Annotated in this window: 25 protein-coding genes and 1 pseudogene; 13 read left to right on the top strand and 13 right to left on the bottom strand. The window is 68.6% G+C overall.

Features of this window, described 5'->3' with window-relative positions; all coding sequences use genetic code 11:
• The first annotated feature begins 63 nt into the window (after positions 1–63).
• Positions 64–810 (top strand): peroxide stress protein YaaA, encoded by a 747-nt coding sequence (yaaA, locus tag DMB80_RS25635; protein ID WP_111512416.1) that lies wholly within the window; start codon positions 64–66, stop codon positions 808–810.
• Between the two features lie 7 nt (positions 811–817).
• Here the strand turns inward: yaaA and DMB80_RS25630 are convergent, their stop codons facing one another.
• Positions 818–1,315, bottom strand: coding sequence for a hypothetical protein (locus DMB80_RS25630; protein ID WP_111512415.1), 498 nt, complete (start codon positions 1,313–1,315; stop codon positions 818–820).
• Positions 1,316–1,432: 117 nt separating this feature from the next.
• Between DMB80_RS25630 and DMB80_RS25625 the strand changes: the two genes are divergently transcribed.
• The 4 genes from DMB80_RS25625 to DMB80_RS25610 are packed head-to-tail and all read left to right on the top strand — an operon-like array spanning position 1,433 to position 4,507.
• Complete coding sequence (locus DMB80_RS25625) at positions 1,433–1,684, top strand: hypothetical protein (protein WP_111512414.1); 252 nt, start codon at positions 1,433–1,435, stop codon at positions 1,682–1,684.
• On the top strand, positions 1,681–2,019 hold the full coding sequence (locus tag DMB80_RS25620) for a hypothetical protein (RefSeq protein ID WP_111512413.1): 339 nt from the start codon (positions 1,681–1,683) through the stop codon (positions 2,017–2,019). The genes DMB80_RS25625 and DMB80_RS25620 overlap by 4 nt, the downstream gene beginning before the upstream one ends.
• A gap of 47 nt (positions 2,020–2,066) precedes the next feature.
• The gene (locus DMB80_RS25615) at positions 2,067–3,533 is read left to right on the top strand and encodes an amidase (protein WP_111512412.1); all 1,467 of its coding nucleotides are present in this window, start codon (positions 2,067–2,069) and stop codon (positions 3,531–3,533) included.
• Between the two features lie 44 nt (positions 3,534–3,577).
• Positions 3,578–4,507 carry an alpha/beta fold hydrolase gene (locus tag DMB80_RS25610; protein WP_111512420.1) on the top strand — a complete coding sequence of 310 codons (930 nt, stop codon included), beginning with the start codon at positions 3,578–3,580 and terminating at the stop codon, positions 4,505–4,507.
• Here DMB80_RS25610 and DMB80_RS25605 read toward each other — a convergent pair whose 3' ends face one another.
• From DMB80_RS25605 to DMB80_RS25590, 4 genes are all read right to left on the bottom strand, one after another.
• Complete coding sequence (locus DMB80_RS25605) at positions 4,508–4,732, bottom strand: hypothetical protein (RefSeq protein WP_048422484.1); 225 nt, start codon at positions 4,730–4,732, stop codon at positions 4,508–4,510.
• Between the two features lie 10 nt (positions 4,733–4,742).
• Positions 4,743–6,011, bottom strand: coding sequence for a competence/damage-inducible protein A (locus tag DMB80_RS25600; RefSeq protein ID WP_111512411.1), 1,269 nt, complete (start codon positions 6,009–6,011; stop codon positions 4,743–4,745).
• Positions 6,012–6,033: 22 nt separating this feature from the next.
• Positions 6,034–8,757, bottom strand: a complete 2,724-nt coding sequence (locus DMB80_RS25595) for a glycoside hydrolase family 2 protein (protein WP_240431387.1) — start codon at positions 8,755–8,757, stop codon at positions 6,034–6,036.
• Between the two features lie 95 nt (positions 8,758–8,852).
• On the bottom strand, positions 8,853–9,599 hold the full coding sequence (locus DMB80_RS25590; protein ID WP_111512410.1) for a glucose 1-dehydrogenase: 747 nt from the start codon (positions 9,597–9,599) through the stop codon (positions 8,853–8,855).
• Between the two features lie 80 nt (positions 9,600–9,679).
• On the opposite strand from DMB80_RS25590, the gene DMB80_RS25585 reads away from it, so the two are divergent.
• Positions 9,680–10,753: an NAD(P)H-dependent amine dehydrogenase family protein gene (locus tag DMB80_RS25585; protein WP_111512409.1), complete on the top strand. Its 1,074-nt coding sequence runs from the start codon at positions 9,680–9,682 to the stop codon at positions 10,751–10,753.
• Positions 10,754–10,756: 3 nt separating this feature from the next.
• Here the strand turns inward: DMB80_RS25585 and DMB80_RS25580 are convergent, their stop codons facing one another.
• Complete coding sequence (locus tag DMB80_RS25580; protein ID WP_111512408.1) at positions 10,757–11,203, bottom strand: ATP-binding protein; 447 nt, start codon at positions 11,201–11,203, stop codon at positions 10,757–10,759.
• Positions 11,204–11,248: 45 nt separating this feature from the next.
• Positions 11,249–11,635 (bottom strand): STAS domain-containing protein, encoded by a 387-nt coding sequence (locus DMB80_RS25575; RefSeq protein ID WP_048422398.1) that lies wholly within the window; start codon positions 11,633–11,635, stop codon positions 11,249–11,251.
• A 203-nt stretch (positions 11,636–11,838) separates the two neighbouring features.
• Between DMB80_RS25575 and DMB80_RS25570 the strand changes: the two genes are divergently transcribed.
• The 4 genes from DMB80_RS25570 (at position 11,839) to DMB80_RS25555 (ending at position 16,718) form a co-directional block, all read left to right on the top strand.
• Positions 11,839–12,603: an HAD family hydrolase gene (locus tag DMB80_RS25570; RefSeq protein ID WP_111512407.1), complete on the top strand. Its 765-nt coding sequence runs from the start codon at positions 11,839–11,841 to the stop codon at positions 12,601–12,603.
• Positions 12,604–12,656: 53 nt separating this feature from the next.
• Complete coding sequence (locus tag DMB80_RS25565; protein WP_046365795.1) at positions 12,657–13,790, top strand: nitronate monooxygenase; 1,134 nt, start codon at positions 12,657–12,659, stop codon at positions 13,788–13,790.
• Between the two features lie 88 nt (positions 13,791–13,878).
• Positions 13,879–14,472 (top strand): TetR/AcrR family transcriptional regulator, encoded by a 594-nt coding sequence (locus tag DMB80_RS25560; RefSeq protein ID WP_111512406.1) that lies wholly within the window; start codon positions 13,879–13,881, stop codon positions 14,470–14,472.
• Complete coding sequence (locus DMB80_RS25555) at positions 14,469–16,718, top strand: molybdopterin-dependent oxidoreductase (protein ID WP_111512405.1); 2,250 nt, start codon at positions 14,469–14,471, stop codon at positions 16,716–16,718. Before DMB80_RS25560 ends, DMB80_RS25555 begins: the two co-directional genes overlap by 4 nt.
• 3 nt (positions 16,719–16,721) lie before the next feature.
• On the opposite strand, the gene DMB80_RS25550 is transcribed toward DMB80_RS25555, so the two are convergent.
• Positions 16,722–17,237: a hypothetical protein gene (locus DMB80_RS25550; RefSeq protein WP_237165572.1), complete on the bottom strand. Its 516-nt coding sequence runs from the start codon at positions 17,235–17,237 to the stop codon at positions 16,722–16,724.
• A 152-nt stretch (positions 17,238–17,389) separates the two neighbouring features.
• Here DMB80_RS25550 and DMB80_RS25545 point away from each other — a divergent pair, with 152 nt between their 5' ends.
• Positions 17,390–18,646: a cytochrome P450 gene (locus DMB80_RS25545; protein ID WP_111512404.1), complete on the top strand. Its 1,257-nt coding sequence runs from the start codon at positions 17,390–17,392 to the stop codon at positions 18,644–18,646.
• Here the strand turns inward: DMB80_RS25545 and DMB80_RS25540 are convergent.
• Positions 18,594–18,953 carry a hypothetical protein gene (locus tag DMB80_RS25540; RefSeq protein WP_111512403.1) on the bottom strand — a complete coding sequence of 120 codons (360 nt, stop codon included), beginning with the start codon at positions 18,951–18,953 and terminating at the stop codon, positions 18,594–18,596. The two genes, DMB80_RS25545 and DMB80_RS25540, sit on opposite strands and share 53 nt — an antisense overlap.
• 85 nt (positions 18,954–19,038) lie before the next feature.
• Between DMB80_RS25540 and DMB80_RS25535 the strand changes: the two genes are divergently transcribed.
• Both DMB80_RS25535 and DMB80_RS25530 read left to right on the top strand, forming a co-directional pair.
• Positions 19,039–19,815 carry a helix-turn-helix transcriptional regulator gene (locus tag DMB80_RS25535; RefSeq protein ID WP_111512402.1) on the top strand — a complete coding sequence of 259 codons (777 nt, stop codon included), beginning with the start codon at positions 19,039–19,041 and terminating at the stop codon, positions 19,813–19,815.
• 67 nt (positions 19,816–19,882) lie between these two features.
• The gene (locus DMB80_RS25530; RefSeq protein ID WP_048422390.1) at positions 19,883–20,308 is read left to right on the top strand and encodes a lipoprotein LpqH; all 426 of its coding nucleotides are present in this window, start codon (positions 19,883–19,885) and stop codon (positions 20,306–20,308) included.
• On the opposite strand, the gene DMB80_RS28280 is transcribed toward DMB80_RS25530, so the two are convergent.
• The 4 genes and pseudogenes from DMB80_RS28280 to DMB80_RS25515 form a co-directional block, all read right to left on the bottom strand.
• Entirely contained in the window at positions 20,293–20,457 is a 165-nt protein-coding gene (locus DMB80_RS28280; RefSeq protein ID WP_162938716.1) for a hypothetical protein, read from the bottom strand. The two genes, DMB80_RS25530 and DMB80_RS28280, sit on opposite strands and share 16 nt — an antisense overlap.
• Positions 20,458–20,532: 75 nt before the next feature.
• Positions 20,533–21,252 (bottom strand): L,D-transpeptidase, encoded by a 720-nt coding sequence (locus tag DMB80_RS25525; RefSeq protein WP_111512417.1) that lies wholly within the window; start codon positions 21,250–21,252, stop codon positions 20,533–20,535.
• Positions 21,253–21,377: 125 nt separating this feature from the next.
• Complete coding sequence (locus tag DMB80_RS25520; RefSeq protein WP_205538922.1) at positions 21,378–21,917, bottom strand: Pr6Pr family membrane protein; 540 nt, start codon at positions 21,915–21,917, stop codon at positions 21,378–21,380.
• Positions 21,918–21,969: 52 nt separating this feature from the next.
• Positions 21,970–22,256: pseudogene (locus tag DMB80_RS25515) on the bottom strand (DUF7159 family protein); the annotation flags it as partial.

The raw sequence follows: 22,256 nt of genomic DNA, 5'->3' as shown, positions 1-22,256 counted from the left end.
CTGCTGCCCCCGCCGCCCCCGCCGCCTCCGGCGGGGTGATCCGGAGGCGCTACCGTCACTGCCGTGATCGTGCTGCTGCCCCCGTCGGAAACCAAACGCGGCGGCGGTGACGGACCGGCCCTGGCTCTGGACTCGCTGAGTTCGCCGGCATTGCGCGACGTACGCGCCGAACTCGTCGACGAGCTCATCGCACTGGCCGCGGATCCGGCGAAAAGTCGCGCCGCGCTGGGCCTGTCGGCGAGCCAGGACAGCGAGATCGAACGCAACGCGGCGCTGAGGTCAGCGCCCACGATGCCGGCGATGCACCGCTACACCGGCGTCCTCTACGACGCGCTCGACGTCACCTCACTGCGCGGCACTGCGGCCTCCCGTGCTGCCGCCCGCCTGATGGTGGTCTCGGCGCTGTTCGGTGTCCTGCGCGCCGACGATCCCATCCCGGCCTACCGCCTCTCGGCGGGCTCCAAGCTGCCGGGCCGCCCGACGCTGGCGTCCACATGGCGGCCGGCGTTGGAGCCGGTGCTGGCAGATCTCGCTTCCAGCGACCTGATCGTCGATCTCCGGTCGGGGTCCTACGCCAACCTCGGCAAGGTTTCCGGCGCGGTGACGGTCGACGTGATCGCCGAACACGAGGACGGACGTCGCACCGTCGTCAGTCATTTCAACAAAGCTCACAAGGGCCGGCTGGCCCGCGCCCTGTCGACGAGCCGGTCGGACCCCGCTGACGCCGCTGCGGTGGCAGGCATCGCCCGGCGTGCCGGGATGCGCGTCGAGCGGCGCGGAGACCACCTCACCATCGTGGTCGCCGCGTGATCGGTTGTCAGGCAGCCGATGACAGGTTGACGATGAGATCGGTCGTGTAGAACTCATCGGGCTTCTGGCTGAACGTCCCGGGTCGGGTCATCTCCAGCCACGCGCCGGTGGCGCCAGGCATCAACGGTCCACGCACTGTGGCATGCCCGGTACCCACGCCGTCGGTGAACAGCGTCGTCGCGGACACTCCCGGCGCTCCCGCGCCGCAGTCAGCCGCCGAGGAGCGGGGCAGTTGGATCAGTCGCAGGTCGTACGGAGTGTTGGGGACACCGGTGAAGAACTCGACATCGGCGATCACCTCCCCGCCCTGGACGCGCAGCTGGGCCGACGGGCGACCGTAACCGCTGCCGCCCACGTACTTGACCTGGGTGAAGTCGCAGCGGCGCAGCTTCTCGGAGAACGGCATGCTGACCACCGAGTCGTCGGCAGTCGCCACACCGGCGAACAGGGGTGTGGCGATCAGCAGTGTCGCGGTCGCAACCGCGGCTCGTGTCGCTCGATACATCACGTCACCTCATCGGGGAATAGACAGTTCCGTCAAGATTAGTTTGTCTCAGTTCCTGCTGTGCCCGTAGAACCGACCGTTGACGCACAGGTGGGCCGAAGGTCACACTGTCGCGCGATGTCGAGTCTGTGGGTCTACGTGCGCATACAGCTGATGATGTTCGTGTTCGGGATCGTCGGCCCGATCTTCCTGTTCGTATACTTCGCCGCGCAGCCCGACCTGACGATCCGCTGGATGTACTGGTGGGGGCTGACCATCACCGTCGGCGACATCCTGCTCGCACTCGCGGTGACCGACAGCATCCTGGGCAAGGATCGCGAGCTGGCAGCCGGGCGCGCTGCCCGGCAGGCGGACGAAGACACACCGTGACGCATCCGGCGCGACGGTCACGTGCAGATCTGGCGACCTCGATCGCCCTGCTCGTCGCGACGGTGCTGATGGGAGCCGTCGCAGCTGTCCTCGGGCTGTTCTCGCTGGCGTTTCTCGACCACTGTCCGCCGGCGACGTGCAGTGTGGACGGCGCCGTCACGGCCGTGTTCACCTCGCTGGCCGCCGCCGCGCTGCTCGGACTGATCGGCCTGGTGGTGACCGTGGTGGCGCTGATCCGGCGCGCCAGCGCATGGCCGTACGCACTCGCCACCTTCTGCCTGTGCGCGCTGAGCCTCTTCCTCGGGGTGCTGAGCTACGGCGCCGCAGTCGGCTGAGCCCGCTCGGGTTGCCGGGGCGCGCCGCGGACCGGAAGGATTCACGCATGGATCCACGTACCGCGGTCGAACTCGCCGAGATCGACGCCGTCGGCCAGGCCGCCCTGGTGGCGGCCGGCGAACTGAGCGCCACCGAGCTTCTCGAGGCCGCGATCATCCGCGTCGACGCAGGGCGTGCTCTGAATGCGGTGATCACCGACCTCTTCGAGCACGGCCGCGACGCCGCAGCCGCCCTCGACGCATCGGGTGAGCTGCGCAGCCGACAGGCGGGTCCGCTGGGCGGCGTCCCGTTTCTGCTCAAGGATCTGGGTGCATCGCTGGCCGGCGCACCGGAGGCGATGGGCTGCCGTGCGCTGCGCACCCACGTCGCTGCCGACACCGCCTGGATCGTGCAGCGCTACTCCGACGCCGGCCTGGTGATCTTCGGCAAGACCAACACCCCCGAGTGGGGCAATCACTGCACGACCGAACCGTCGTTGTTCGGGGCCACCGCCAACCCGTGGGGGCCGGGGATCACGCCCGGCGGGTCCAGCGGCGGCTCGGCCGCTGCGGTCGCCGCCGGCATCGTGCCTGCCGCCTCCGGCGGTGACGGCACCGGATCCATCCGCGTGCCCGCGGCGTGCTGCGGTCTGGTCGGACTCAAACCGCGGCGCGCACGTACCTCGTTCGCCCCGGGTGCCGGCCACGGCCTCGAAGGTCTGGTCAACGAGCACGTCCTCACCCGCACCGTACGTGACAGCGCGGCGCTGCTCGACGCCGTCACCGGCACCGGCGTCGGTGATCCCTATTCGGCGCCGCCGCCGGTCGAACCGTTCCTGCAGATCATCGCCAATCCCCCTGCGCCGCAACGCATCATGGTGGCCACGTCATCGCCGTTCCCCGGTCCGGTGACCGACCCCGCCGTCTCCTCGGCCGTCGAGCGAACAGCGGCGGTGCTGGCCGAGCTGGGTCATCACGTCGAGTCGGGCGCCCCGACGATCGACGCCGACGCCGTCGCCGACGCCATCGCCGTCCTGCACACCGTCAGCAACGTCGGACTCTTCTCGATGGCGCGCGAGCATCTGGGTCGGGAGCCACGCGAAGACGAATTCGAGCCGAGTTCCTGGGTGATGATCCAGGAGGGTTTCCAGACCACCGGGGTCGCCTACGCCGAGGCGATCGCCGCGATCCACGCGCAGACACGTCGGTTCGCCACACAGATGCTCGACCACGACGTGTTGCTGGTGCCCACACTGCTGACTCCCCCGCCGCCCTACGGACTGCTCGATCAACCCCGCGGCACCACCCGCGCGTTCTTCGACGTGGAGTTCGCCACCACCGGGTGGACGTCCCTGGCCAACGTGACCGGGTGGGCAGCGATCTCGCTGCCCCTCGGGACGACGTCCGACGGTCTGCCGATCGGGGTGCAACTCATGGCGCCCGGCGAAGAGGTTCTGCTGGCACTGGCTGCACAGCTGGAAACAGCCGTGGGGTGGGCCGATCGCCGGCCACCGGGCTGGGTCGGGGTCGGCTGACATCATTGGCTGACACTGTCGCCTGCCATGCGACACTGACGCGCATGTCCAACGACATCACCCGTCCCAAGCTCGAGGGCAACGTCGCCGTCGGCCCGGACCGCGCCGGCCGCCGTCTCGGGTTCGCCGAATTCGGCGATCCGCAGGGCACACCGTTGTTCTGGCTGCACGGCACCCCAGGAGCGCGCCGTCAGATCCCGCAGGAGGCCCGGCTCTACGCCGAGCACAACGGCATCCGGCTGATCGGCATCGACCGACCCGGTATCGGCTCGTCCACCCCGTACGCCTACGGGCGGGTCATCGACTTCGCCGACGACCTCCGCGTGCTGGCCGACGCGCTGGGCATCGACAAGATGATGGTGATCGGGCTGTCCGGCGGTGGACCGTACACACTGGGCGTTGCTGCAGCGATGCCCGACCGGGTCGTCGCCGCCGGCGTCCTGGGCGGCGTCGCCCCCACCAAGGGGCCCGACGCGATCGGAGGCGGGGTGATGGGCACCGTCGGGGTGCCCGCGGCACCGGTGCTCGCGCGTGTGGGCGGGACGTTGAGCATGGTGGCCACTCCACTGATCCGCCTGGTCAAACCCATCGCCACGCCGATCATCGGGCTCTACGGTGCGCTCTCCCCTGAAGGCGACCGCAGGCTCCTGGCACGACCGGAGTTCCGGGCGATGTTCCTCGACGACCTGCTCAACGGCAGTCGCAAGCAACTCGCCGCTCCGTTCGCCGATGTCGTGGTGTTCGCCCGCGACTGGGGCTTCCGGCTCGCCGATGTCAAGCAGCCGGTGCGGTGGTGGCACGGCGACGCAGACCACATCGTGCCGTTCGCACACGGTCGGCACGTGGTGTCGCGACTGCCCGACGCCGAGCTCTACACGCTCTCGGGGGAAAGCCACCTCGGCGGTCTCGGCGAGGCCGAGGCCATCCTCACCGCGATGACGAAGCTGTGGGACGCCTCTGCATCAGACGCGTGATCAGCGCCTGAGCCAGCTCTGCACCGTCGGCAGCTCGCGCGTGTACGACGTCAGCAGATCGTCGTGGTAGAGCGTGCCGCCGTTGACCACGCTGTCGTCCTGCCACACCACGTGGACCCGGACCGAGCCCTTGGCGAAGTAGTCGTTGCGCTCGGAACTGCGGTGCGCCCAGCCCGTCTGCTCGGCGAGCGCCGAGAACGCCTGCCGCTCGTCGGTGTCAACCATGGTGCACACCCTAGCGGGATGCGCTCAGCGCCCTGCGCAGCAGATGCATCGCGATCGTCGTCGAGCGGTCCCGCACGTCCGTGCGCCCGCCGGGCATCGTCGTCGTCCGTGTGACGACGGCGCCCCCGGCCAGGGCCACAGAGAAGCACACGGTGCCCACCGGTTTGGCCTCCGTGCCACCCCCAGGACCCGCCACTCCGGTGATCGCCACCGCGGTGTCGGCCCCGAAGCTGTCCAGTGCGCCGCGGGCCATGGCCTCGGCGACCGGTTCCGACACCGCGCCGTGCGTCTCGATCAGTCCGGGGTCGACGCCGAGGACCTCGGCCTTCGCACTGTTCGCGTAGGCGACGACACCGCCGCACACGTACGCCGACGATCCGGGCCGCTCGGTCAGCCGTGCGGCGAGCAGGCCGCCGGTGCAGCTCTCGGCTGTCGCGATCGCGCGCCCCGTCAGCAGCGCCGCCACCTGGTCGTCGACCAGAGCCCCGTCGGTGGAGAAGATCTCCTGGGCGTGCCGATCCGACAGGGTGGCCAGCAGCGCGTCGTAGACGGGCGAATCCTGCGGTTCGAACCGGGTGACGATCTCCAGCTCGCCGCGACGCAGACACGTGGTGATCTCCAGCCGGTCGAAACCGTCGACGTCACGCTGCGCCTCGCGCAACGTCTCGGCAAGACCGGACTCGGGCAGCCCGAACATCCGCACGGTTTCCTGCTCATAGAGCGTCCGGCCGGCGAGCGCGTCGGCCACCGCGTCGGTGGCTGCCGCCGCCTGCCACATCGGCTGCAACTCGCGAGGCGGCCCGGGGAGCACCACCACCGTCGGGTGCCCAGGAACCACGACACCGGGTGCGGTGCCGACCGGGGTCAGGATCGTCGCGTCAGCCGGCACCAGCGCCTGCTTGCGGTTGGCGGCATGAACGGCTTCGGCGTCCACGCCGGGGTACCGGGACATCAGGTTGCCGACGATGCGCCGGATCGTCGTCTCCAGCTCTGCGTCGAGCACCAGCTCGCGGTCGCAGAAGCGGGCGACCACCTCGACGGTCATGTCGTCGGCAGTGGGGCCGAGGCCGCCGCTGGTGATGATCAGATCCACGTCCTGGTCGGCGAGGAATCTCAGCTGCGCCTCGATGTCGGCGGGGCGGTCGCCGCACAGCGTGATGTGGGCGAGCTCGACGCCGAGTTCGAGCAGGCGATCAGCGAGATACGGACCGTTGAGGTCGGCCACCCGGCCGGTGAGGACCTCGGTCCCGGTGATGACGATGCCCGCCCGTGCGCTCACACCTGACGACACTACGCATCGGTCAGCGGACCGCAGCGGTGACGGGTGCGGTGTTGTAGCCGGTGACGCGCACCCAGTCCGCGCGGGGAGCGTCCGACAGTGGCTCTGCCCGGATCTCGACGGTCTCGCCGCCGTAGACGGTCACGTAGTTGTCGGTGTAGGTGATCGGCAGGATCTCGTCGGCGTCGGGGCCGGAGGTGAGCTCGGCGCGGGCGAAGAAGGCAACTCCCGGGCCGGGATTGTGCAGCCGGATCGCGACTCCGTCTGCGGTGTGCCTCGCGGTGACCTCCAGCCTGCCGCGTGGCATGGTGTTCAGCGCAGTCATGTCGGCCCAGCGGGCGGGCCTCAGCTCGAACGCCTGGTCATTGCCCGGGTCGCCCACGTCGTCGCGGCGCTGCGACTGCCAGTAGGTACTGTCCGTGACGAGATGATCTGTGTCATCGCGTAATTCGACGCGGACGAAGAACACCGGGGAATCCGGTGCGACACGGGGCAACCACAGCGCCGTCGCGGTCCCGCCGGACGCGACGTCGACCGGCGGGCTCGTACGGTCGTCGCGGACCCGGCCTGCCAGGTCGTACACCCGCACCCGCACCCGCAGGTCATGCTGATCGGCCATCGTCTGGTTGACCACGGTCACGGCGGCCCGGCTGTGGTCGCCGGTGGCGTAGGCGTCGAAGACGGCGGACAGCGGACGCAGCCCGGTCTTGGCGCCGAAGTAGGCGCCGCCCGGGCGCAGGTAGTAGTCGAAGAGGTGACCGAAGAACGAGGGCCAGTGATTGTTGAGCATCCAGTAGACCGTCATCTTGTGTCTGTCCCAGCCGCCCGCGGCGAATGCCTCGAACTGAGCTCGCGTCGATTCATAGTGCGCCAGTTGAGCTTTGGTGGTGAACATCTCGGCACTCGAGGACGGACCGTAACGTCTGTCGACAGCGCGGCGGATCGTCGTCAACGCCGAGTTGCTGGTGTTGGCACCGGCGTGGAAGTACCAGGTGTCGTTGATCGGCCACAGTTTGTCGGGCGGGATGAAGCGGCGCAGGCTCGCCATCGGCGGGATGTGTTCGTTGTCGCCCTGCTCGGCGTTGGCGCCCCGCGCGGCGCCGTACCGGCCGGCGAACCAGTAGCTGGGCGGGCGCCAGCTGTACGGTCCGGCCATGTGGATACCGTCCCAGAGCACGGTGCCCTCGGCGTCGCGGGCGAAGCTCGACACCGTGTCGACGACGGCGTTCGGCCAGTGCAGGTTTCCGAGTATCCGGCGGTAGTCAGCCAGCAGGTCCGGCGGTGGCGTGCCATCGCTTCCGTTGGCCCACACGAAAGCCGAGGGGTGAGAACGCAACATGGTGATCTGTGAGGTGAGGCTGTCGCGGGCGACCCGGTTGTCTTCGGCGTCCCACTGCGACCACTTCTCCCACTGGTTGCAACACATGAAGCCCAGCATCAGCGGGATGCCGAGTTCGTCGGCCATCTGCACCAGCCGCTCGCCGGGGAACTTGCCCTCCATGCGCAGCATGTTCAGGCCGAGGTCGCGCACGTAGCGCAGCGTGGCGGCGTCGCGCGCCGGGTCGTCGGCGTACAGCAGATCGGGTGTGTAGGCGGCGCCACGCACCGGGAAGTCGCGGCCGTTGACGGTGAGGTAGAAGTTGCCCCCGCCGCCGAGTTCGGGGTGGCTGGTGTCGCCATCGCGGTGCTGGGTGACGGTGCGGATACCGAAACGCTGTGTGCGGTCGTCGGATACGTGCCCGAAGCGACGGAACTCGGTGTGCAGGTCGTAGAGCGCGGGGTCGCCCATGGTGTAGGGCCACCACAGATCGGGGTGGTCGAGCGTCAACTCCGGATAGCGGTCGGTGCCGAAGCGCACCTCGCGACTCTCCCCCGGCGCCAACGTCACTCGCTGATCGAGCGTCACGGTCGGCTTTGCCGCTCGGCTGATGGTCACGCGCACCACGCCGCGCACGCTCTCCGGCGAATAGTTGCGGACTGTCGTGTACACCGTCAGTGTGGCCGAATCCGTCCGAGGCAGTGGCAGTTCGGAGGTCACGGCGCTCTCGCCGAGCGAGACGTCCTGAGACATCTGCAGGGTCACGGGCTTCCAGATGCCGGCGTTGCGATCCGGGACGAAGGAGTTGTTGACGGGCGAGGCATCGGGTTGAGCGCGATACCCGAGATAGCGCCAGTTGATCCAGTCGTACCAGCTGTCGGCCAGTTCGACGCCGTCGACGTCCTGCAGTGCCTGTTCGGGAGTCACCTTGACCGCCAGCACATTCGTGCCGTCGCGGTGAATCCACGGCGTCGCGTCGACCTGATGTGCGGCGTGCATGCCGACGATCTGGTCGGCCGTGGCGATGCGGTGGCCGTTGAGCCAGATCTCGGCGCGATAGTTGATGCCCGGGAAGTCCAGCAGATAGGTCGCGTGCCCACCGGGTGCGTGAAAGGTGGTGCGGTACCACCAGTCCTGTCGATACAGATCCCAGGGCACATCGTCGCGCAGCCGGGTGCCGACGTAGAGATCGGGATAGCTGCCGTCGGCCTGCAGCGTCTGCAGCACGGTGGCCGGCATGTGGGCGATCGGGTGCCACCCCGCCTGGGCGGCCCCCGGTGACGACACGGCCGCGCCGTCGTCTCCGATGACGCGCGCCGACGCGAGGCCCCAGCCCTCGGCCAGCTCGACGCGTGCCGGGGCAGGAGTGGGGCGAGCGAACTCGGGGAGATCGGCGACGCCGAGCACTGCCACCAGGGCGGCCAGCACGACGACGATCAGGGTGGTGCGTATCCCGCGAGGACGCCGATCGTCGACGGCACTGCTGTTAACGGCGCGCTCCGTCGACGCCGGAGAGTGTGGCGCTACTTGTGCGGAACGTCGTTGACCAATCCGCCGTCCATGACGAACTCGGCTCCGGTCGAGTACCGCGATTCGTCACTGGCCAAGAACACCACGAAACTCGCGACCTCGTCGGGTTGGCCCGGCCGGCCCAGCGGAATTCGCAGCATGTCGTCAGGGAAGAACTTGGTCATCGGCGTGCGGATGAAGCCGGGATGCACCGAATTCACCCGGATGTTGTGGGGGCCCAGTTCCAGCGCCGCCGACTTCGTCAGTCCGCGCACCGCCCACTTCGACGCCACGTACGGGTGCACCATCACCGCGCCGCGCAAGCCCTCGATAGACGAGATGTTGATGATGGATCCGCCTCCGGCGGCCTTCATCGCCTCGACGGAGGCCTGCATGCCCAGGAACGTCCCGGTGAGGTTCACGTCGATGACCCTCTGCCACTTGGCCATGTCGAACTCACCGATCTTGCCGAGTGCGACGGTGCCGGCATTGTTGACCAGAACGTTCAGTGTGCCGAAGGCCTCGAGCGCGGTGGCCACCGCGGCGTCCCACTCGTCGGCCTGGGTGACGTCGAGGTGCACGTAGCGAATGGAGTCCGGGGTCTGGGCGTTGATCTCGTCGGCCAGCGCTCGACCCTTCTCGTCGAGGATGTCGCCGATCACCACCTTGGCGCCCTCGGCGATCAGCGCCCGGGCGTCCTCGGCGCCCATCCCCTGTGCGCCACCACTGATCAGTGCCACTTTTCCGTCCACGCGTCCCATGGGGCGTCAGGCTACCTCACCCTCCCACAACGAATTAGAACCTGTTCCAATTCGGTGGCGCAGCACGCATACTGCTCGCCATGACGATTCGAGTGGCGCAGATCGGGACCGGCAACTGCGGCAGCTTGACGCTGCGGCAGCTGATCGAGGATCCGCGCTTCCAGCTGACCGGCGTGTGGGTGTCCTCGGCGGACAAGCTCGGCAAGGACGCCGCAGAACTGGCCCACCTCGACGGCACGACGGGTGTCCTTGCGGTCGGCGATCTCTCGGCCATCATCGCCGACGCACCGGACTGCGTCGTCTACTGCGCGATGGGCGACATCCGGCCCAAGGAGGCGCTGGCCGACGTCCGCGCCTTCCTGGAGGCCGGGATCAACGTCGTCGGCTCGTCACCAGGCTTCCTCGCCTACCCCTGGGGTGTCATCGGCGAGAGGGCGATCGAGAGGGTGGAATCGGTTGCCCGCCAGGGCAATGCCAGTGTGTTCGTCACCGGGGTCGACCCCGGCTTCGTCACCGATCTGCTGCCCCTGGCGCTGGCAGGCACGTGTGCGCGCGTCAGTCAGATCCGCACGATGGAGATCGCGGACTACGCGACCTACGACGGCGCCACCGTGATGTTCGACGTGATGGGCTTCGGGAACGAGATCGGCGACCTGCCGTTCCTCTACCAGCCGGGCGTGCTGAGCGCCGCGTGGGGCGTGGCCATCCGGCAATTGGCCGCCGGTCTGGGCGTCGAGATCGACGAGATCAGCGACAGCGTCGAGCAGGAGCCCGCACCCGAGGACTTCGACGTCGCCGTCGGCACGATCAAGAAGGGCACCGTCGCGGCGGTGCGGTTCCAGATCCAGGGCCTCGTCGGCTCCGAACCGGTGATCGTGGTCGAACACATCACGCGGCTCCGCAACGATCTGCGACCCGACTGGGCGCAACCCGCGCAAGAGGGCGGGTCCTACCGGGTGGAGATCACCGGCGAGCCGTCCTACGTGATGGACATCTGCCCGACCAGTCGCACCGGCGACCACAACTACGCGGCGATCCTGGCCGCCGCCGGCCGCATCGTCAATGCGATTCCCGATGTGGTGGCCGCCGAGGCAGGTGTCCGCACGACGCTCGACCTGCCGTTGGTCGCCGGCGCCGGGACGTACCGGAGGTGAGTGTCAGAGGCGGCTGACGCCGTGCCACTCCAGGCGCACGTGGGTGCCCTGGGTGGAGGGCTCGATGACGGCCCGGTCGGACAGGGTCTCCATCAGCGGGATGCCGCGGCCGCGGGTGCGCGGCACCGGGTCGGTCTGCGGCGTACGCCACGTGCCCCGGTCGGTGATGTCGACGGTCAGGATCTGGCGCTCGGCGTCGTAGAGAGCGCAGATGTCGATCGTGCCGGGTCGCTCGGCGAGCCGGTAGGCGAACTCCGCGGAATTCGCCAGCGCCTCGTTGATGGCCAACACCAGATCGCTGCTTCGCTCCTCGTCGAGAGCGAAGAAACGGTTCAGCCACGCGGCGAATTCACGACGCGCCATCGCGACCGTTCCGGCGTCGGCGTAGAGGCCGAATCGCTCGAAACGCTCTGCATTGGCAACTTCAGCCGGCGGCATGGAATCGATCATGGCAAGCGGTGGCTACCCCAAGACGCACGTTTCTACGCGGCTTTCCTACGCGTCACGTGCCGCCAGTGCCTCATCCAGGCTCGGATAGAGGCTCACGATCTCGGCGATGCCCACCAATTTGAGGGGTCGGCTGGTCGCCGGACCGTCGGCTACCACGCTGAATGCGACCTCAGAGCCGGCTTTGTCGTGTGCGGCGACCAGAACGCCCATCCCGGCCGAGGCCAAGAACTCCACGTTGGTGAAATCGATCACCACGGCCGACGGCTTCTGTGCCAGTGCGGCGTCGATCGCGGACTCCAGCTGCGGTGACGTGAGCATGTCGACGACGCCGGAGACCGCCACGATGGCCACCCCATCGACCCATCGTTCGGCAACGTCGCAGTTCGAAGCCCCTGCTGAGGCGGCTGTGCCGTCGGCTGCTTGCTCGTCCAAGGTTCACCTTCCATGTCAGGCCGCTGTGCGCCCACTGCGAGAGCGAAAACTCTCATTCACCTCTCGCACAGGCTGCTTCCTGAACCCGGCTACCAAACTACCGTGGCCGTTTGCGGCGACCGGCACAGATTAAACCAGGAGTGTCGGCGCGGCCCGTAGCATGGCGAGTCAACGCTGCCAGACCGGCCAGATGCGAGGAAATCGTGACCGTCGAGCCCGCTCTCCCCGCCGAGCTGCCGGCGGCGATCGCGGCGAGCCCACGGGGCTCCCAGGTCGGGGCGTTCTTCGATCTGGACGGGACGTTGGTCGACGGCTTCACCGCCACCGCGCACGCCGGGGACCGGATTCGTCGCCGGCAGGCGCGGCTCGGCGAGGTGACCGGTGTCATCGAGGCGGCGATGCGCTACCGCTTCGGTCGCGTCGACTTCGCCAAGCTGCTCGAGCGCGCGGCCGGATATCTGCGCGGGGAGTCGCTGGCCGAACTCGACGACATCGGTGAGCGGTTGTTCCGCGAACGCGTGCGGTCACGGCTCTTCCCCGCCATGCACGAGGTGGTGCTCGCCCACCAGCGCCGCGGCCACACCGTGGTGATGTGTTCGTCGGCGCTGACCATCCACGCCGAGCCCGTCGCGAGGTTCCTCGAGATCGAGCACGTGGTCTGCAATCACTTCGAGGTCGACGCGGACGGCCGCCTGACCGGCCGGATCCAGCGCCCGGTGATCTGGGGGCGGCGCAAGGCCGACGCGGTGGTGGCGCTGTGCGAACGCCGCGACATCGCGCTGACCGACAGCTGGTTCTACGCCGACGGCAACGAGGACATCGCGCTGATGTCGCTGGTCGGTCAGCCGCGTCCGGTCAACCCGCGCCGCGAGCTCGCCGCTCGCGCGGCGGCCGAGGGCTGGCCGGTGCTGCGGGTCACCACACCGGGCCGGGGTAGCCACGACGGCCTTCGCGGTGTACTAAAGTAGAACACGTTCTAATTTCCGACGCGTTCGGCCCATGAGCCCACCAGGAGCGGACTATGCATACTCCCCTGTGCGATCAACTCGGCATCGAATTCCCGATCTTCGCCTTCACTCACTGCCGTGACGTCGTCGTCGCGGTGAGCAAGGCCGGCGGCTTCGGCGTGCTCGGCGCAGTCGGCTTCACCCCCGAGCAGCTCGAGATCGAGCTGAACTGGATCGACGAGCACATCGGTGATCACCCTTACGGGGTCGACATCGTGATCCCGAACAAGTACGAGGGCTCCGATGCCGCCGACATGGACCCCGAGGTGTTGAAGAAGACGCTCAACGATCTGGTGCCCCAGGACCACATCGACTTCGCCAAGAAGATCCTCTCCGAGCACGGCGTGCCCGTCGAGCACAGCGACGACGACGCCCTGCAGCTGCTCGGCTGGACCGAGGCGACCGCGACCCCGCAGGTCGAGGTGGCGTTGCAGCACCCGAAGGTCACGATGATCGCGAATGCGCTCGGCACGCCGCCGGCCGACATGATCGCGCACATCCACGAGCAGGGTCGTGTCGTAGCGGCGCTGTGCGGATCGCCCTATCAGGCGCGCAAGCACGCCGACGCCGGCGTCGACATCATCATCGCCCAGGGCGGCGAGGCCGGCGGCCACTGCGGCGACATCGGGTCGATCGTGCTGTGGCCGCAGGTGGTCAAGGAGGTCGCGCCCGTGCCGGTGCTCGCCGCGGGCGGCATCGGCAGCGGTCAGCAGATCGCCGCGGCGCTCGCGCTGGGCGCCCAGGGCGCCTGGACGGGATCGCAGTGGGTGATGGTCGAGGAGTCCGAGCACACGCCCGTCCAGCACGCCGCGTATGCAAAGGCGACCAGCCGTGACACCGTGCGCAGTCGATCCTTCACGGGCAAGCCGGCCCGCATGCTCAAGAATGACTGGACCGAAGCCTGGGAGGACCCGGAAAACCCGAAGCCCCTGGGTATGCCGTTGCAGTACATGGTGTCGGGCATGGCGGTGGCCGCGACGCACAAGTACCCGAACGAGTCTGTCGACGTTGCGTTCAACCCCGTCGGTCAGGTGGTCGGCCAGTTCACCAAGGTCGAGAAGACCGCCACAGTGATCGAGCGGTGGGTTCAGGAGTACCTGGAGGCGACGGGCAGGCTCTCCGAGCTGAACGAGGCCGCCGCGGTGTAGCGATTTCGGCGTGGTTGTCGGCGCTGGGCGTCGGCAACCACGCCGAAATCGCTTCCTTCATGGCTCGGCGTTATGTAGGTTTACATACATGACGAGTCCTCGCGACCGCATGGTCGCCTCGGCCGCGCTCCTGATCCGGGAGCGCGGCGCCCAGTCCACCGCGATCGCCGACGTGCTCGAGCACAGCGGCGCCCCGCGCGGGTCGGCCTACCACTACTTCCCCGGCGGGCGCACCCAGCTTCTCTGCGAGGCCGTCGACTACGCCGCCGACTTCATGGTGCGCCAGCTCGACGCGGCGCCGTCGTGTCTGGATGCCGTGAACCAGTTGTTCACCCGACAGGCGCAACTGTTGCGCGACAGCAATTTTCGAGCGGGTTGCCCGGTGGTCGCGGTGTCCGTCGAGGCCGGTGATCCCGGCGCCGACGAGCGGCCCGTGCTCGACCGTGCCGCTGCAGCCTTCGCGCGGTGGCGCGAGGTGCTGGCCGCGCGGCTGCGTGCCGACGGTGTCGCAGGCGAGCGCGCGGACGACCTCGCGGTGTTCGTGCTGTCCGCGTTCGAGGGGGCGATCGTCATCGCACGGGCACACCGCGACGACGAACCTCTGAACCGGGTGCACGAGCAACTGGCAGAGATGATCCACGCGGCACTGCCCGCCGGAACGAGAAAGCGAATCTCGCGATGACCGACACGACCGATGGCTGGCAACCCACCGCATGCATCCTGTGCGAATGCAACTGCGGCATCGTCGTGAAGGTCGACGATCGCAGGCTGGCCCGGATCCGCGGCGACAAGGACCACCCGGCGTCGCAGGGCTACACCTGCAACAAGGCGCTGCGACTGGACCATTACCAGAATCAGCGCAACCGGCTGACCTCCCCGATGCGCCGCCGTCCTGACGGCTCCTACGAGGACATCGACTGGGACACCGCGATCTCCGAGATCGCCGCGGGCTTCCGGGCGATCACCGACACGCACGGCGGCGACAAGATCCTCTACTACGGCGGCGGGGGCCAGGGCAATCACCTCGGCGGCGCCTACAGCGGTGCCTTCCTCAAAGCACTGGGCTCCTACCACCGGTCCAACGCGCTGGCCCAAGAGAAGACCGGAGAGCACTGGGTCGACGCCCACTTCTACGGCGGTCACACCCGGGGCGAGTTCGACCACGCCGAAGTGTCGGTGTTCGTCGGCAAGAACCCGTGGATGTCGCAGAGCTTCCCGCGTGCCCGCGTGGTGCTCAACGAGATCGCCAAGGACCCGGCGCGCTCGATGATCGTGATCGATCCGGTGCTCACCGACACCGCGAAGATGGCCGACTTCCACCTTCGCGTGCGGCCCGGTACCGACGCGTGGTGCCTGGCTGCGCTGGCGGCGGTGCTGGTGCAGGAGAACCGTTGCGACGAAGCATTTCTCGCCGAGCACGTCAACGGCGCCGAGGATGTTCGTGCGGTGCTGGCCGAGGTTCCCGTCAGCGATTACGCCGCGCGGTGCGGAGTCGACGAGGACCTGCTGCGGGAGGCGGCCCGCCGCATCGCCCGCGCCGACAGTGTGGCGGTGTTCGAGGATCTCGGCGTCCAACAATCGGTCAACAGCACGCTGTGTTCCTATCTCAACAAGATGCTGTGGATTCTGACCGGCAACTTCGCCAAACGCGGCTCGCAGCACCTGCATTCGTCGTTCGCGCCCCTGTTTCGGCTCGGCGGGGTCGGCCGCACGCCGGTCACCGGCGCCCCGATCATCGGCGGGTTGATGCCGAGCAACGTGGTGCCCGACGAGATCCTGACCGACCACCCCGATCGGTTCCGCGCGCTGATCGTGGAGAGCAGCAACCCGGCGCATTCGATCGCCGATTCGGCCGCTGTGCACGCGGCGTTCGAAAGTCTGGAACTGCTCGTGGTCGTCGACGTGGCGATGACCGAAACGGCGCGGCTGGCACACTATGTGCTGCCCGCCGCCAGCCAGTTCGAGAAGGCCGAGGCCACCTTCTTCAACCTCGAGTTCCCCCGCAACACCTTCCACCTGCGCCACCGGCTGATGGAGCCGTTGGCGGGTACGCTGCCCGAGCCTGAGATCTGGGCCCGCCTGACCCGCGCCCTCGGCGTCGTCGACGACTCCGAGCTCGCCCCGCTGCGCGACGCCGCCGAGCGCGGTCTCGACGAGTTCGCCGCGGCCTTCCTCACCGCGGTCGGCGCCAATCCTGGCCTGGCGAAAGTGCTTCCGTTCGTGCTGTACGAGACGCTCGGGCCGGCGCTGCCCGACGGCTTGGCCGGTGCCGCGGCGCTGTGGGGGTTGGCGCAGAAGACCGCGATGACCTATCCGGAGGCGGTGCGGCGCGCCGGCCACGCCGACGGGAACGCCTTGTTCGAGGCGATCCTCGCCGGACGCTCCGGGATCACCTTCACCGTCCACGAGTACGAGGACGACTTCGCGCTCATCACGCACGACGACCGCAGGATCTCGATCGCGATACCCGAGATGCTGGCGGAGGTGGAGAAACTGACCGAGACACCGGCGGCGCTGACGTCACCCGAGTTCCCGATCGTCCTCTCGGCCGGCGAGCGCCGCGCCTTCACCGCCAACGACATCCTGCGTGACCCGAGCTGGCGCACGCGGGATGCGCAGGGGGCGCTGCGGGTCAGCCCCGCGGATGCGGCCGCGCTGGGACTCTGCGACGGTGGACGGGCCCGTATCAGGACCGCGGCCGGCACGGCCGAGGCCGTCGTCGAGATCAGCGACGCGATGCTGCCCGGGCATGCCTCACTGCCCAACGGGTTCGGGGTCGACTACGTCGACGCTGAAGGGCATGTCGTGGCGCCGGGCGTGGCGCCGAACGCGCTCACGTCGAGCCGATGGCGGGATGCCTACGCGGGTACGCCGTTGCACAAGCACGTGCCGGCCCGCATCGAGGCGTTGGCGGACGCGGCGCTCTAGAAGCTAGGGGGCCAGCGGCGCGGGTTCGGGTGCCGGCGCCGGTGCGGCCGGTGCGGGCGGGGTCGGCTGCATGCCGGGCGTCGCCGACATCGGGCGCTGCGTCAGCAGCAGCAGTGCGTCCGACCCGGACACCTCCTGGGTCTGCATCGAGTGCCAGAGGTCCCGGAGATAGCCGAGGCGGGTCTGCGGCGCCGGTGTTTCCGTCGTGCCCGGCGGCAGGTTCTCGGGGCTGGACAGGTGCGGCACGCCGGCGGGAGGTGCCGCTGCCGCGTCAGCTGGGCCACCGGCCAGCGCCTGGACCGGCGCACCGGGGCCGGCGACCGGATCGACGGGCGGCTGGACGGGGCCAGGAGCCGGGGCCGGCAGCGGAACCGCCGGGTCGGGATCGGCGGCTGCCAGCGGTGCGCACACCAGCAGTCCGGCGACTGCGGCGGCGCCCACGGCAGAGGCGGTCTTGAGATGCCATCCGATCATCACCGGTGCCCCCTTCGGGTGTGCGGCCACTGCTGCGGGCCGCATCGGATCATTGTCACCCTGTGCTTCTCCCCGGGAGTCACATTCGTTACAGCCGGGTGCGAAGAAGTCTGCGAAGTCGGCGCAAGGACCCCCGCCCGTGGTGTAGGTATCGATAAGAGCCCCATGACGGCCCCATGACGGCAAGGAGCCCCCGTATGCCGACTCCGGTTTTCCCGCCAGGTTTCGACTTCACCGATCCCGACCTCAACTGCGAGCGCCTGCCGGTCGAGGAGTTGGCCGCACTGCGGCGCAGCGCACCGATCTGGTGGAACGAACAGACCTCGGGTGGAGCGGGCCCCTTCGGGGACGGCGGCTTCTGGGTCGTCACCAAACACCGCGATGTCAAAGAGATCTCGAAGCGCAGTGACGTCTTCTCCAGCCTGGAGAAGACGGCGCTCCCCCGCTACCCCGAGGGTTCGACCGGAGAGCAGATCGAAACCGGCAAGTTCGTGTTGTTGAACATGGACGCGCCGCACCACACCCATCTGCGCAAGATCGTCTCCCGCGGCTTCACCCCCCGCGCGGTGGAACGGCTGCGCGCCGACCTCGATGCCCGTGCCCACGCCATCGCCGAGACCGCGGCGTCCGCCGGGGCCGGCGACTTCGTCGAGCAGGTGTCGTGCGAACTCCCGCTGCAGGCCATCGCCGGTCTGCTTGGCGTGCCGATCGAGGATCGCAAGAAGCTTTTCGATTGGTCCAACCAGATGGTCAGCGACGACGATCCGGAATTCGCTCACTACGACAACCGCAATGCCGCAACGGAATTGATCATGTATGCGATGCAGCTGGCGGCCCAGCGCGCCGAGCAGCCGGGTGAGGACATCGTCACGAAGCTGGTGGAAGCAGACGTGGAGGGCCACAAGCTCTCCGACGACGAGTTCGGGTTCTTCATGGTGCTGCTCGCCGTCGCAGGCAACGAGACGACGCGCAACTCGATCACCCACGGCATGATCGCGTTCACCGAACATCCCGACCAGTGGGAGCTGTTCAAGGCCGAACGCCCGGCGACCGCGGTCGACGAGATCGTGCGGTGGGCGACCCCGGTCACGTCGTTTCAGCGCACCGCGCTGTGCGATTACGAACTGTCCGGCGTGCCCATCAAGAAGGGCCAGCGTGTCGTCATGTCCTACCGGTCGGCCAATTTCGACGAAGAGGTGTTCGACGATCCGTATTCGTTCAACATCTTGCGTGACCCGAATCCGCACGTCGGGTTCGGCGGCACTGGGGCGCACTACTGCATCGGCGCCAACCTGGCCCGCATGACGATCGAGTTGATGTTCAACGCCATCGCCGACCACATGCCCGACCTGCAGTCGATCGGCACTCCCGAACGTCTGCGCTCGGGGTGGCTCAACGGGATCAAGCACTGGCAGGTCGATTACACCGGCTCGGGGTGTCCGGTCGCCCACTGAGTGACGGCTTGCGATCGGCGTCGGGCGCGGTCGGAAGGTCGATGACCGAGCGCCAATAGTCGTCCCCGATCTCGCCGCCGGCGCGCAGCACCATCGCCAGGCCGGTGGCCATCGCCAGCCCCAGCAGTCCGAGCCACAGCCCGGCCAGTCCGATCATCACCCACAACGCCGCCGTCACCGCCGGCCACGGCGACACCATGGCCAGGATCGGTGCGAAGAAGAAGCCCGTGCCCACATACCACGCGGAGCCGGTCCGGTCGCAGATCAGGATGATGCGCAGCCATCGCGGAATGGTGGTCTCGGCCATGCCTCCACGATTCGCGTCAGAGGTCAGGTCGGCAATTACCTGTGAGGTAGTGGTGATGCCTACCCGGGGCCGCCACACTGGCGTGATGGCGACACAGGACACGGCGCCGCGCACGGTGGGCGTGATGGTGCGGCGCTGGCGGATGCGGCGCCGGCTCAGCCAGCTCGAACTCGCGCTGGAGGCCGAGGTGTCTGCGCGGCACATCAGCTTCGTCGAGACGGGCCGCGCGACTCCCAGCCGGGCGATGGTGCTGCGGCTGGCCGGTGTTCTCGATGTGCCACGACGCGAGCAGAACCACATGCTGGTCGCCGCCGGTCACGCCCCGGCGTACAGCGAGCGTCCGCTGGACGCACCGGACATGGCGGCGGTGCAGGCTGGTCTGGCGCGCGTGCTGGAGGCCTATGAGCCCTACCCCTGCATCGTCGTGAACCGGGTCTGGGACCTGGTCAGCGCCAATGCGGGGACGAGCGTGCTGCTCGCCGGTGTCGCACCGCACCTGCTCGACCGGCCGAATGCGCTGCGCATCGCGCTGCATCCGGAGGGTCTGGCGCCACGCATCCGCAACCTCGGTCAATGGCGTGGGCATCTGATCCAGCGGTTGCGGCGGGAGGTGGCAGCCGACGACACCGGGGAGCTGACCGCTCTGCTCGACGAGGTCGTGCGATATCCGGGCGCCGAGGACCGCTTCCCCGATCTGGGCGGGGTGGCGGTTCCGCTGGAGCTGACGACGCCCGACGGTGCCGAACTGCGACTGCTGTCGATGGTGACGACGTTCGGGACCGCGCTCGACCTCACTGCCGCGGAACTGAGCATCGAGGCGTTTCTGCCCGCCGATGCCGCGACGGCTGCCTTTCTGCAATGACGCCCCCGCAAAGATTGCGCTCCGAAGTCCCCGGGCAACGGCCGATGACCGCATAGAGTCGAGCGCCATGGAGACTCGACATCTCGCCGCGGTCATCGCGGCCGGCGGCGCCGTCCTCGCGTTGACGGCGTGCTCGTCGCCCGAGCCCGCCCTCGGTGGCACCACGGCCACCGTCGCGATCGACGGCAACGACGCCGGCGGGGCGTTTCCGGTGACCTGCCAGCAGACGGGTTTCACCTGGTACATCCAGACACCAGGCAAGGACAAGGGCTTCACCGCAGTCTTGGCGATGGACGGTCCGCCGAAAGCGCAATCCGTCGAATTCCGCGACATCGGCGGCTTTTCCGGCAATTTCTGGCAGGGCAACATCGGCGAGGCGCAGGTCACCGGGCAGCAGGGCCGGTACACGATCACGGGCACCGCTGACGGCAACTTCACCGGGACGCCGAGCGACGCCGCGACGGCGAAATTCCGGATTCAGACCAACTGCTGAACGAGTCGTTCTTCGTAGCGGGCGATCTCAACGAGATTGTCGTGGGCCTCGACGCTGATGTGTTCGCCGCTCATTGCCCGCAGTAGCGGCGAATCCCCGATCTGGGACACGTCGGCGAGGCTGGCTGTCTCGTGTGCGTGCTCGTGCATGGTCGCACCTCCGTCTTCAGTGACAGACGGTTACCCCGCGACCGCGCAGCAAATATGACGGAGTGATGACTCCGGTCACGCCTGCACGATGATCGGATCGCCGACGCTGACCGTGTCGAAGTACCAGGCCGCGTTGTCCGGGCTGAGGTTGATGCAGCCGTGGCTGACGTTGGCGTACCCCTGTGATCCCACCGACCACGGAGCGGAGTGCACATAGACCCCACCCCACGTGACGCGCACGGCGTCGGCGACGGTGAGCTTGTAACCCTCGGGATCCGACAGCGGGATGCCGATGGTCCGCGAGTCCATGACCACTGACTTCTGCTTTTCCAGCGCGGTGAAGCTGCCGATCGGGGTGGTGTGCTTCGGCTTGCCCATCGATGCGGGCATCTCCCGGGCGACGACGCCGTCGATGCTGACGGTGAACGTGTGTGCGTCGAGGTCGGCGACGCCGACGACCGAGGACCCGGTCTGGAAGCTGGTCGCGAAGCCGCCGACCGAGACGTCGATGGGTGCGTGCGCCGGGAAGAACTGCGTGGGCGTCCACTGCATGGTCCGGTCATCCAGCCAGGTGAACGTGCCTTGCGCGGGTGTGGCATCAGCCGGCCGGACCGCGAAGGAATCCTGGACCGCAGCGCGGTCGGACACCGGTGCGGTGAAGGTGACCGTGACCGGGTGGCCCACGCCGACAGTCTGACCGGGCGACGGTGACATCTCGCTGATCGTCGACGGCAGCGTCGGCACCGCGGAGCCGATGGCGCCGACCGCTGACGGGCCGACCGTCAGACCGGTCATGACTGTCACCGCTCCCAGCACAGCCGCGATGCGGCCGATCGAGGAACGACGTCGGGTGTGTTCACGTGAGGCGCTCGCCACGGTGCCATCCTAGGTAATCGGCGGGGTTCTCCCCTGTTGAACGACTATCGGGGTAATGCGGGTGAACGTTTCACACCGCCGCCCACGGCCAGCAGCGCATATCCCAGCGCCAGCACGCCGAGGGCCAGCGCCCCGACATTGGCGGCGACCGCGCCGGCTCCCACGCTGTCGACGTCGAGGAAGAAGTAGGGCGCCCGACGGCCCAGGTCGTTGAGGACGAGGAGCGCCAGCACCAGGTACGCCGCTGGGAACGCCAGCCAGGCGATCGGATGCCACCACGTCAGATTCGGCCGGTCCACCAGCACCCAGTCGCACAGCGCGAGCACCGGTACGACGCAGTGCAGCAGCAGGTTGGCGACCGTGTAGCCCATGCTGCGCTCGACCAGGAACAGATTCCACACCAGGCCGGCCATGGCGAGGTAGAGGACCACCGCGCCGCGCAACGCGGCGCGCTCGTCGGCCCGGGGCCGGACCAGCGTCCACAGGTAGTAGGCGGCGGCCGCGACGTTGACCTGGTAGGTGAACGTCACCAGTCGCCACCAGAGGCCACGTTCGGAGGTCACACCGACGACGAGCAACGCCATGGCGACGGCACAGATGATCCCCACGCGCAGGACGATCCGGAGGGTCACATCCTCAGGGTAGAGGCGGTGGCGGCGGAGGTGCCGGCTCGACGACCGGTGGCTGCTCGTCACGCACGCCGGCGAGCCGGTCGCGGATGCGCTGCAGCAGGCCTGGCTGCTGTTCGGGCACCGGAGGGGGTGCCAGGACCGGCGGGACCGCATCGACCACGGGCGGCGGGGCCGCGTCGACCGGCACCGGGTCGGTGCTCTCGATCGGCGCCGGCTCGGGTGCCGGCGCTTCCGCTTCCTCCACCGGGGCGGCGTCGGGCGCCGGGTCCACCGCGGCGGGGGCGTCCTCGA

This window comes from Mycobacterium kyogaense (assembly GCF_003254575.1).
Lineage (GTDB): Bacteria > Actinomycetota > Actinomycetes > Mycobacteriales > Mycobacteriaceae > Mycobacterium > Mycobacterium kyogaense.
Note: the sequence above shows the minus strand (reverse complement) of the source record. Positions and strands in the feature narration are given on the sequence as shown.